Source organism: Hymenobacter segetis, assembly GCF_054776495.1.
The window spans coordinates 2,588,478-2,599,262 of the sequence record NZ_BAAHBV010000001.1 but is presented as its reverse complement, the minus strand read 5'-3'; the positions used below and the strand labels follow the sequence as shown (position 1 = coordinate 2,599,262).

The window sequence follows — 10,785 nt, the reverse complement described above, 5'->3', positions numbered from 1 at the left end:
CGAACAGAGCCGTTAAGCCCCGGTGCGCCTATGGTACTGCCTTCACCGGTGGGAGAGTCGGTCGCCGCCAACCTTTTACAAGGAAAATCCCCTCTTGGATGCTTTCACCAGCAATCAAGTGGGGATTTTTGCTTTTGGACTTGATTGGATTAAAAGTGCTAAGATTATACTATCGTATTTTTGTAAGCTTATTCATATTTACATTATTTGTGCAAGTTTCTCCCGCACGTTATAGCCGAAGCATTGATTGGGTCACAGTATTGCTTTATGTGGTACTTGTTGGCATTGGGTGGGTTTGTATTTATGCATCAAGCTATTCGCCGGATGCGCCAGCAAACCCTTTGAGCAGCTTGAGCTTTGAAAAGCTGATGGCTTTTAACTGGTTTAAGCAATTATTGTGGATTGCTACGGCCGTTGTGTTGATTGTGGTGCTATTGGTAGTTGATTATAAGGCGTACGATACTTTAGCCTATGCATTATATGCGGGCATGATTGTGCTGCTGTTGGTGACGATGGTGGTGGCGCGGCCGATTGCCGGGTCGCGTTCTTGGCTGGAATTAGGGCCTGTGAGGCTGCAGCCGGCGGAGTTTGCAAAATTTACGACCGCGCTGGCGGCTTCGCGCTTTATGGCGAGCATTAATCTGAGGTATCAGGACTGGCGTGACCAGTTGATATTGGCGGGGATTACCCTGCTACCACCGCTGCTGATTGTGGCATCGAATGAATCGGGGCAGGCATTGGTTTTTGGAGCTTTGTTGCTGGCTTATTTTCGGGAGGGAATGTCGCCGTTGATATTGCTGCTACTGGCGGTGGCAGGCATTGTGCTGATATTAGCTTTAGTGGTGCCGAAAATGTGGCTGGTAGCGGCTTTTACGGTGATGCTATTGGCGGTGCTGGGATTGAATCGGCGAATTCTGAGGCACCATTTGCCGCTGGCGATTGGCGTGTGGGTGGCGGTGATTGGGATGGTGGTGGGAGTGGACTTCTTTTATAACCACGTACTGCAGCCTCATCAGCGGCAGCGAATTGAAATACTTATCAATCCTTCTTCGGACCCGTTGGGCAAGGGGTGGAATGTGACTCAGAGCAAGATTGCCATCGGGTCGGGAGGATTGGTGGGGAAGGGATTTCTGCAAGGGACGCAGACTAAGTTCGATTTTGTGCCTGAGCAGAGCACTGACTTCATCTTCTGTACGGTTGGGGAAGAGTTTGGCTGGATGGGAAGTCTGGTGGTAATCGGGCTTTATATGACCTTGCTGTGGCGCATTATTTATGTGGCTGAGCGGCAGAAATCGGTGTTTGGGCGCACGTATGGGTATTGCGTGGCGAGTGTACTGTTCTTCCATATCACGGTGAACATGGGCATGACGATGGGGCTGGCCCCGGTGGTGGGCATTCCGTTGCCGTTCTTCAGCTATGGAGGGTCTTCACTGTGGTCGTTTACTATTTTGTTGTTTAGCCTGCTAGCGCTGGATGCTTATCGTAAGCAGGATTTGGTGCGCTGATGGGAAAAGCACATGTGCCGGGCTGGGTATGGGCGGTGCTGGTGGGCGCACACGTACTGATGTTGAGTTGGGTACTATACCAAGGCAATTGGGCCTTTGTGGATACTGGCCGCTACATTCAGGCAGCGGATAACCTGTGTCGGTACGGGGAGCTTTATGCCAGGCCCTGGCCTATGATGGCACCGAGTGGGCAGGCGGTGCAGGAGTTCACGATTCGGCCGGTGGGTTACCCGCTGGCTATACTGGGACTAGGAGGAACCGGTGGGTGGCCGGTAATGCTGCTAGTGGTTCAGAATATGCTCAGCCTGCTAAACGTTGGACTCATTATGCGATGGTGGGGCCGATGGGCAAGCCCGAGTTCTCGGGATTGGGTGCTGGCGGTAGCAGCTGTGCTGACTTTTCCGGCGCAGCTCATCTACGCGAGTGCGGTGATGAGTGAAACGCTGCTGCAAACGGCGGTACTCGGCATTGCCATTGCTGCGCTGGCGTTTATTCACTCTCCCCGGCTGCGGTATTGGGCGGGCGGGGCGGTAGCCGCGATTGCCGCTTTGCTGCTAAAGCCGGTTTTTTATCCGTTGGCTTTTGTGGTTGCGGTGCTGGCAGTAGGGGTGGGGTGGCGCTATCGCCGTCCGGCAGTGGCGGCTGTTGGCTTGCTACCCGTGTTGGTGGTGGGGCTGTATATGCTCTGGAACCAGCAGCGGACGGGGTATTTTCATTTCTCCAGCATTGCAGAAATCAACTTGCTGCAATACAACGCGGCGGGGGTATTGCGGCAGATTGCCGGGCCGGAAGTCGAAGAAAAATGGGTGACACAGGTAATCGACCAAGCGAATGCGGCACCAGATTTTGCGGCGCGGCAGCATTTTATTCAGGCCCAAGCGGGTGCAATGCTGACTGCGCATATTGGCTTGTATGCGCGGCAGCATGTGCAAGGAATGGCGGCGTTATTCCTAGACCCGGGTCGGTTCGATTTGAGCCATCTGCTGGGCTGGCTACCGCCCGCTGGTGGGGGCTTGTTGACGCAGGCGCGGCAGGGCCGGCTGTGGCAGGCCGCTACTAACCTGCCTTGGGGGCAATTGAGCTTGTTGGGATTGATATTGCTGGCGAACGTAGCCCGGTTAGGGGCTGCCGTGCGTGGTTTTTATCGAATGAAGCATGGTAACGCCGCATGGCGGTACGGGCGCTGGGTAGCCGCTGGGCTGCTGCTGTATGTGGCAGCCCTGACGGGGCCATTGGGGGCGGCGCGGTTTCTGGTGCCGGTGTGGCCGTTGCTGCTGGCGCTGGCGCTGGCCGGGCTCAGGTGGCCGCAACCAATGCCGCGAAAGCAAGAAAGCTAGCCGGGTTGCGGCTAGCCTTCTTGGGTAAAAATGACTCGATGCGGGAAAGCGCCGGGCTTATTGCTACGCGAATTTGCGCTCAATCAGCTTCAAGAGCTTGTTGACGTGCTCTTCCTTGCGGCTCCAGTCGTAGCGTTGCGAGAGGTCGGCGGTGACGTAGGCACGGGCCTGGTCGATGGTGGGCAGGGAATCGAGGTGCTGGATGGCGGCGTGGTAATCCATGTTTTCGCCGTTGAACAGCTCGTTGATGAAGCTGAAGCGCTGGTTGATGGAAATGGCTTCACGCAGGGTATCAACTTTAGGGCCGGCGCGCTCGGCCAGCGAAGTGGGGGCTGCCGTGGCGCGGAGGGTTTCGGCTAAAGCAGGGGCAGCTTGCTGGCCGGCTTTCAGCTTTTCGTGCAAGGGGACGCTGGCGGAGTCAGTGTCTGGTAAAGGACGGGCCGGGGTTTCGACAGTGGGTGCGGGCTTGGGAGTAGCTGGCGCGGCTGGCTGCGGCAGCTCTTCCCTGGAGGGCGCGACGAATGTGGGAGGCGCTACCATCGGAACCGGAGCGGGTGTGGGGACGGCAACTGGCTCTTCGACCCGCAGCGGCGTGGCGGCAACGGATACCGGGCCATCTTCCAGCAGGTCGGCGGTGGTGAGGGGCAACAAGGTGCTGAGCTCAGTGACGAGGCGCTGCATGGGCTGATGGGCCTTGTAGTTAGCCGCATGGTAGAGCTCGAACCGATGCGTGAGGAAATCGCGGCTGAGGTCGTCGCTCACGGGCAGGCTATCGACAAAACCCTGGTAAAAGGCTTTGTCTACGTCGAAATAGCGCAGATTATCGCGCAGCCCCGCCAGGGCCGGCTTTTCGGCATTGCCGAGCAGCAGGCGCTGAAAGCTGTCTGCCGGGTCGGCCACAATGCCGAGGGTATCGGCGGCGGCCTGGGCCAGTAGTGGTTCAAAAGTGGCGCGATTCAGGCTGATGTGACGCGAAAGCACATTCATGAACTGGGCCAGGGCAGCCTGCACTGGCGCGGCCTCAAAATCGAAATAGGCGCTACGCAGGCGGGCGGTTTCGGCTTGCCACTGGCCTAGCAGCTGGCGGATAACCAATAAGTTGAGCTGGCGAACGGGGGTGAACTTGAGCACGGCGGCGCCGTCGAGGGTGGCGGTGGGCTGGGGGCCGAAGTGCTGGTCGCAGAGCCGGGCGGCCAGACGGCGGCCATACTGTGCACACTTGGCGAGGCTATATTTGTCGTTCATAAAAAGGCCGGGTTTCGGTGGCCGAAGTTAGGCACAAATGCCCCTCTTGACGATTGAAAACTTGCCCGGCGCGGCCGTGAACGTACCCGCCGGGGCCACTTTGCTGGCCGCGTTGCAAGCCGCGGGCCACGACTGGATGCACGCCTGCGGGGCCAAAGGGCGCTGCACCACTTGCCGCTTACAACTGCGGGCCGGCCAGGAGAACCTGAGCCCGCTCACGGCGGCCGAGCTACGCTACCAGGCCGCCGGCCGGCTCCGGCCCGATGAGCGCCTGACCTGCCAGGCCCAGCTGCCCGCCGGCAATGCCACTGGCCGGGTTCCCGAAGCCACTAAACTGCCCCACGTGCGGTACGACGAAGGACAAGCTGCCGGTTAATTAAAATAATGGCTGGGCCGCGCAGGGAGATAAAGGCAGGCGTTCAGAACGTTTGCTCATGCGGGGCCGGGGGCGGTGGCAATAATGAGCGTCACCCTTGGCGGTTCGTTCCTAACTTTAGGATTCAAAACCACCCAAGCCCGCCCGTATTTTGTTTATTGAACCCCGCGTCGGAAACCGCCACAATGCCCCCCGCCGGGGCTGGATTGAAGTGGTGTGTGGCTCCATGTTTTCGGGCAAAACCGAAGAACTGATTCGCCGCCTCACCCGGGCCCGCATTGCGCGGCAGCGGGTCGAAATCTTTAAGCCCGCACTCGATACGCGCTACCATGCCGAAGACGTGGTGAGCCACAACGCAGCCCGCATCCGCTCGACGCCGGTGGCCATTGCCTCGGAAATCCTGCTGCTCGCGGCCGGGTCCGACGTGGTGGGCATCGACGAAGGCCAGTTTTTTGATGATTCGCTGGTGGACGTGTGCGCGCAGCTGGCCAACAACGGCACCCGTGTCATCGTGGCCGGGCTCGATATGGACTACCTGGGGCGTCCCTTCGGCCCCATGCCGGCCCTGCTGGCCACGGCCGAGTACGTGACCAAGGTGCACGCCGTGTGCGTGTGCTGCGGCGAAATTGCGTCGTATTCCTACCGCATCGCGGCCAGTGCGAGCCAGGTGTTGCTGGGCGAAACCGACTCGTACGAAGCCCGCTGCCGGCCGTGTTTTCTGGAGGGAATGCAGGCCAAAGAACCTGCGCCGGAAGCCAGCTCGGCCGCTGCGCACTAAATTTCGGGGTGCAGCGTTGGCAACGGCAGCCCTGCTGCTTTCTATCCTTATTTTGAGCTTTTGCTGAGCGTATGTCCCACTTTTTCCGTTGTTTGCTGGGGTTGACTGGCCTGTTTCTGGGCGCGAGTGCTGCCTTTGCCCAAAGCACCGTCGGCTACGGCGACTGGCAAATGCACCTTCCGACCAACCATCCCCTGCTGCTGGCCGATGCCGGTAACCGGCTGTATGTGGCTACGGAAAATGCCTTTTACTTTCTGGATAAGTCCCAGAATACCACCCAAGTACTGTCGCGCCGCGACGGCCTGAATGACGTAATGGTGCGGGCCCTGGCCTATGATTCGGTGACCAAGCAAACGGTGCTGGGATATAACAATGCCAATATTGACGTGCTGCGGCCCGATGGCAGTGTGCGCAACATAAACGATGTGCTGCGCAAGCTGGGGCAGGGCGGCATTCAGGCGGGCGACCGACCAATCAATCGGATATCAATCGGCAACGGCAAGGCCTATGTATCGGCTACTTTCGGGGTGGTCGTTATTGATTTGGCGAAGCTGGAAATCACGGACACGTACAGTAACATTGGCCCGGGAGGCACAACCGTGAGCGTCTATGATGCTGCTTCGACGGGGGGCTACCTGTACCTGGCTACCTCAATCGGCCTGATGCGCGGCTCATTAACCGCGAATTTGCTGGACTACCGCAGTTGGACCACTTCGCTGCCCGTGCCGCTGAATCCCAACCCCAATACGCCGAATTACCGGTTATTGGCCGCTTACAATGGCCAGGTGTACGCCGCCATTGACGGGGCGGGGGTTTATAGATATACAGCCACCGCCTGGCAGTCAGTGCCGAATACGTATGCGGGGCAGTTCCGCGGTATGCGCTCCAGCAGTATCGGGGTGTTGACTATTGATGACAATGCCGGTGTGCGCCGCGTTGACTTCGACCGCAACGGTACGGTGGCTGTTGTGGTGCCCCCGCCAACGTCCAGCTATATGCAGGATGCCCTGCGGGCACGCGATGGCAGCTATTACGTGACGAATTATGGGCAAGGCTTGCAGCGGGTGCAGGCCGGCACCGGTCAGGTTATCGATTCGTTTGTAGCCAATGGACCGGGAAGTAGTCTGGCATTCAGTATATTGGCTGATAGTCACACGAATATCGTCGATGTATTCACGGGGGGCTATGGCGAGCGTTACGCACCTAATTACTTTCGGGCCGGCTTTTACGAATACAGTGGGGGGCAATGGAGCAATTACAACCCCCCAAAACTGCCGGGCGAGACGAGCCCAGAGCCCAATTTGCTGAGCCCCGTGCGTGGTACCCGCACGCCCGACGGCACGCTATACGTAGGGGCCAATGGCGGCGGGCTGCTGGAGTGGAAAGGCCCCAACCAGTTGCGGCAGTTTGGCCAGGGCCTCCCGAGCAACAGTCCCCTCATCGGTACGTTTGGGTTCGGAAATAACCGGGTGGAGGTAACGGATGTGGCGGCCACGCCCGAAGGCAAAGTCTGGGTGGTGAACCGGCATTTGCTGCCCGGTAGCTCGGGCTTGTTCATCTTGGACCCGGCCACTACCACCTGGCAGATTATCCCCTGGGTGCCTCATTTGCAGGAGCTTGAGCGGATTGTGCTCGATAACAACGGCTACGCCTGGGCATCGGTATCGCGCAAAACGGACCCTTCCGGTACCGGGCCGGCCATTGGCATCTACGCCGTGGACCCCGCCACCACCAATCCCAATCCACCGCGCCTGTTCACGTCCGGCACCGGCCTGCCCGACAACCAGATTTACGAGCTAGCCAAAGACCGGCGCGGCTATATCTGGGCGGCCACCATCAAGGGCGTGGCGGTGTTTAATGACCCGAGCGGGCCGTTCCTGTCCACGACCGGGTTCACGCTGCCGGTGGTACGGCGCGGCGAGGGCACGGGCTTCCCGGCGCTGTTTAGCGAAGCCGTACGGACGCTGGCCGTTGATGGGGCCGACCGCAAGTGGTTCGGGACCGATAACGGCCTGTGGCTGTTCAGTCCCGATGCCGACGAGGCGCTGCTGCACTTCACCACCGCCAACAGCCCCTTGCCCTCCAACATGATTGTGGACGTGAAGGTGAACGACAAAACCGGCGAAGTATGGGTGGCCACCCAGGCTGGCGTGGTGGCCTTCCGGGGCTCGGCCACCGTGACCGAGGGCGAGCCAAACTGTACGGCCGTGTTTCCCAACCCCGTGCGGCCGGGTTTCCAGGGCCTGGTCGGCATCACGGGCCTGGCCAATAACGCGCTGGTGAAAATTACCGACGTGGCGGGCCACCTCGTGTACGCCACCACGGCCACCGGCGGGGCCGTTACCTGGAACCTGACCACGCCCGATGGTCAGCGCGTGCGGTCGGGCATTTACCTCGTCCTGTCGTCGGATGCGGATGGCAAAAACGGCTGCGTGAGCAAAGTGGCTGTACTCAGTAAATGAGTTGAGAATGTGTGAAGGGGGGAAATGTGCGTAATACCACTGGCAAGCCAATTACAAGCTGCCACATTTTCCACATTCTTACATTGCCACATTAAATAGTATGCTGATTAAGACGCGGGGCATTGTCCTCAGTTACCTCAAATACCGCGAAACGAGTATTATCGCCCGGGTATACACCGAGCGGTTGGGCGTGCAGACCTATGTGGTGAACGGCGTGCGCAAAGCCAAGCCACCGGGCCGCATTGCCCTGTTTCAACCCTTCACGCTGCTGGAGTTGGTGGCCTACGTGGCCCGGGGTAGCAGCGGCCTCACGCGGCTGTCGGAGTTTCGGTGCGCCGAGCCCTTCCAGACGTTGCCCTACGATGTGCACAAGAGTAGCGTGGTGCTGTTTCTGTCGGAAGTAGTGGGCCGGGCCGTGCGCGAGGAAGAGCAGAACGAACCGCTGTTTCAGTTCCTGCACGACTCCATTCTGGCCTTTGACCGGCAAGAAGCAGGCAGCGAAAACTTCGCGCTGGTGTTTCTGCTGCAATTAGCGGCTTATCTGGGCTTCGGCATTAGCTCCGGCAGTGAATTGACCGACCAGGTGATTATGGCGGGCCACGCGGCCACCGCCAAAGGCGTGACCGGGCCGGCCACCCTGCGGCTGCACGAGTTCGATGGCTATTTCGATGAACTGCTGCGCGACTCCGCCACCAGTACCATCCCCAACGGCCGCGTGCGCCACGAACTGCTGAACGTGCTCATCCGCTACTACCAGCTGCACGTGGAGCAGATGGGCGAAATTCGCTCGCTCGAAATCCTGTCGCAGGTTCTTAATTAGAAAACCAGCCTTTCCCGGCCAGAAGCCAACTGCTCATATAACAGTTGACTTCCGGCCGGGAAAGGCTGGTTTTTCTTTACGTTATAGCGGGTTATTTAAAGTCAACCAACTCTACTTCGAAGCGGAGCACGGCGTTGGCGGGAATATCGGCACCAGCGCCGCGAGGGCCGTAGGCCAGAGGCGAGGGGATGAGCAATACCGCCTTGCTGCCCTTGTTGAGCATAGCAATGCCCTGGTCCCAGCCCGGAATGACCTGGCCCTGGCCCAACACGAAAGAAATGGGCTCGTTGCCGTGTTTGGCCGAAGAGTCGAATTCCTGGCCTGTGGCCAGCACCGTGCCCCGGTAGAGTACGCGCACGGTCTGGCCGGTTTTGGGCGTAGCGCCGGTACCGAGCTTTTTGAGGATGTAGTAGGTGCCGCCCGTCGTTTTCTTGGCCGTGGCCTTGTTCTTTTTTAGGTAGGCCTGAATGGCGGCCACGTCCTTGGTCATTTGGGCTGCCGCCAGGGCTTTGCCCTGCCGAGCGCTTTCCTCCTGCATCTTCTGGTGGCGGGCCGTCATTTCGGCCATCGTAACGAGTTCGCGGGCACTGGCCAATACTACCAGCGTGTTGCCGCTCTTGCGCAGAAACGGCGGCACGGGCTGGCGGAAGGTTTTCGCGAATATGGTATCGGCCGGAAAGCGGAAGATGGCGCTGTCGCCGGGCAGGAGCAGGCCCAAGGCCTCCTCCAGGCTGCCGGGGGTAAGCTGCGCGGGCAGGGCTACCGGCTGGGGCAGCGGCTGCATCTGGCGCGAGTTCATAAGCACCGAATCGCGCCCGGTGCGGAATTCCATAAATACCGTCAGGACCTGACCGGCGCGGCTGGCGTAGGGCGCATCGGTGGGGGCGAGGGCGCGGGGCTGGTAGCGCCCGGCCGCGTCTTTGCGGAAGAGACGGTACTCCGTGCCCGTGGGTAGACGGGAAAAATCGGTGGCCGGAGCCTGCGCATGAGCCAGCTGGGCTATACCAAACAGGGCACCGAACGCGGCAAAAAACAGGTTTCGCATTATTTTAAGTAAGTTTCTGAAAGAGTGGGTTGCGGTATTAAGCCTTACCGTACACTCATTACTTGCAGCTCGAATACCAGCTCGGTATTGGGCGGAATTAAATAACGGGAGTCATCGTCGGGGTCGCGCACGCCGGCCGCGCCGTAGGCCAGCGCGGCCGGTATCCAGGCCCGCACCCGAGAGCCCACGGGCAGCAGGGGCAGCAATTCGTCCCAACCCGCGATGACTTCCTTGCGGCCCACCCGAAACCGCACCGGCCCACCCGAGGCGGCCGTCGCATCAAAAACATGACCATCGGGCAGGAAACCGGTGTAGCGCACGGCCACGCGCTGGCCGGACTTGGGGAGCGGCCCCGGGCCGCGCTCCCGAAACACAAAACGCACCCCGCCCGGCGTAAACTGCGGAGCAAGGTGCGCGGTGTCAGCGCTGGTGCCGGCAACGGGGGCGGTAGGCGTAGTGGGTACGGCCGGCTTTGAACTGGCCTGGGCCCGGGCCGCCGGGCCGCCCAGCATTAGCAGGACCAGCAGGGTGCCCATTCCCCATCCAATGGCTGTGGTGCCGTGCATGGCGAAATGCTTAAAATACTTCGAGGATTTCCACGTCAAACATCAGGGCCGAATCGGTGGGAATGCTGGAAGAGCCCGCGGGCCCGTAGGCCAGGTAGGAGGGAATAAGCAGCAGCTTGCGGTCGCCCTGCCGCATCAGCAGCAGGCCTTCATTGAACCCGGGAATGGCCCCGCTGCCGCCCGTGAACACCACGCAGCCACACTGGGTATGGTTTTCCGATGAATTGTCGAAAATAGCGCCCTGCGGATAGTTCGGGTTGCCGTACGAAGCCGGGTAGCCCGTCGAGCCGGGATTCGCCCCGCTGCTCAGAAACCGTCCGATGTACTTCACGCGCACATTCTTGCCGGTGGTAACGGGCGTGCCGGTACCCGCCACGCTATCTACCACGTACAGGCCGGAATTGGTGCGGTGGGCTTTGGTCAGCAGGCGATGACGAACCAGGTAATTGTGAATCGTGTCTTCGTCGATGGCCTTTAGCAGATTCTGGTGCTCGGCCAGCTGCTTCTGATAGGCCGTTTGCGTGTTACAGCTCCAGAAGGCCGGAGCGGCGAGTAGCAGGCAGGCGGCCAGCACCACATGGTGGGCGCGGAGCAGAACTTTATTCATGGCGAAGAGGATAAAAAGATTCCGACCAACGGAGCCCGGGCAGC

The 10,785-nt window shown here is 59.9% G+C and carries 10 protein-coding genes; 6 read left to right on the top strand and 4 right to left on the bottom strand.

Going from position 1 to position 10,785, the window contains the following annotated elements; genetic code table 11:
- Window positions 1–98: 98 nt before the first annotated feature.
- Complete coding sequence (gene rodA, locus ACYU70_RS10760) at window positions 99–1,505, top strand: rod shape-determining protein RodA (RefSeq protein WP_342295997.1); 1,407 nt, start codon at window positions 99–101, stop codon at window positions 1,503–1,505.
- Between the two features lie 389 nt (window positions 1,506–1,894).
- A complete protein-coding gene (locus ACYU70_RS10755) occupies window positions 1,895–2,842 on the top strand; it encodes a hypothetical protein (protein ID WP_342295842.1) in 948 nt (315 codons plus the stop codon).
- A 63-nt stretch (window positions 2,843–2,905) separates the two neighbouring features.
- Here the strand turns inward: ACYU70_RS10755 and ACYU70_RS10750 are convergent, their stop codons facing one another.
- Complete coding sequence (locus tag ACYU70_RS10750; protein ID WP_342295843.1) at window positions 2,906–4,087, bottom strand: hypothetical protein; 1,182 nt, start codon at window positions 4,085–4,087, stop codon at window positions 2,906–2,908.
- A gap of 37 nt (window positions 4,088–4,124) precedes the next feature.
- Between ACYU70_RS10750 and ACYU70_RS10745 the strand changes: the two genes are divergently transcribed.
- The 4 genes from ACYU70_RS10745 to recO all read left to right on the top strand — a co-directional run bounded on the left by ACYU70_RS10745 (window position 4,125) and on the right by recO (window position 8,523).
- The gene (locus ACYU70_RS10745; protein ID WP_342295844.1) at window positions 4,125–4,463 is read left to right on the top strand and encodes a 2Fe-2S iron-sulfur cluster-binding protein; all 339 of its coding nucleotides are present in this window, start codon (window positions 4,125–4,127) and stop codon (window positions 4,461–4,463) included.
- A 151-nt stretch (window positions 4,464–4,614) separates the two neighbouring features.
- On the top strand, window positions 4,615–5,241 hold the full coding sequence (locus tag ACYU70_RS10740; RefSeq protein WP_342295846.1) for a thymidine kinase: 627 nt from the start codon (window positions 4,615–4,617) through the stop codon (window positions 5,239–5,241).
- A 71-nt stretch (window positions 5,242–5,312) separates the two neighbouring features.
- Window positions 5,313–7,703: a type IX secretion system anionic LPS delivery protein PorZ gene (porZ, locus tag ACYU70_RS10735; protein WP_342295848.1), complete on the top strand. Its 2,391-nt coding sequence runs from the start codon at window positions 5,313–5,315 to the stop codon at window positions 7,701–7,703.
- 100 nt (window positions 7,704–7,803) lie between these two features.
- Window positions 7,804–8,523 (top strand): DNA repair protein RecO, encoded by a 720-nt coding sequence (gene recO, locus ACYU70_RS10730; RefSeq protein WP_342295851.1) that lies wholly within the window; start codon window positions 7,804–7,806, stop codon window positions 8,521–8,523.
- A gap of 91 nt (window positions 8,524–8,614) precedes the next feature.
- On the opposite strand, the gene ACYU70_RS10725 is transcribed toward recO, so the two are convergent.
- From ACYU70_RS10725 to ACYU70_RS10715, 3 genes are read right to left on the bottom strand one after another with little or no spacing between them, the layout of a single operon-like run.
- The gene (locus ACYU70_RS10725) at window positions 8,615–9,568 is read right to left on the bottom strand and encodes an FKBP-type peptidyl-prolyl cis-trans isomerase (protein ID WP_342295853.1); all 954 of its coding nucleotides are present in this window, start codon (window positions 9,566–9,568) and stop codon (window positions 8,615–8,617) included.
- 44 nt (window positions 9,569–9,612) lie between these two features.
- Window positions 9,613–10,134, bottom strand: coding sequence for an FKBP-type peptidyl-prolyl cis-trans isomerase (locus ACYU70_RS10720; protein ID WP_342295855.1), 522 nt, complete (start codon window positions 10,132–10,134; stop codon window positions 9,613–9,615).
- A gap of 10 nt (window positions 10,135–10,144) precedes the next feature.
- A complete protein-coding gene (locus tag ACYU70_RS10715) occupies window positions 10,145–10,741 on the bottom strand; it encodes an FKBP-type peptidyl-prolyl cis-trans isomerase (protein WP_342295856.1) in 597 nt (198 codons plus the stop codon).
- Window positions 10,742–10,785 lie beyond the last annotated feature (44 nt).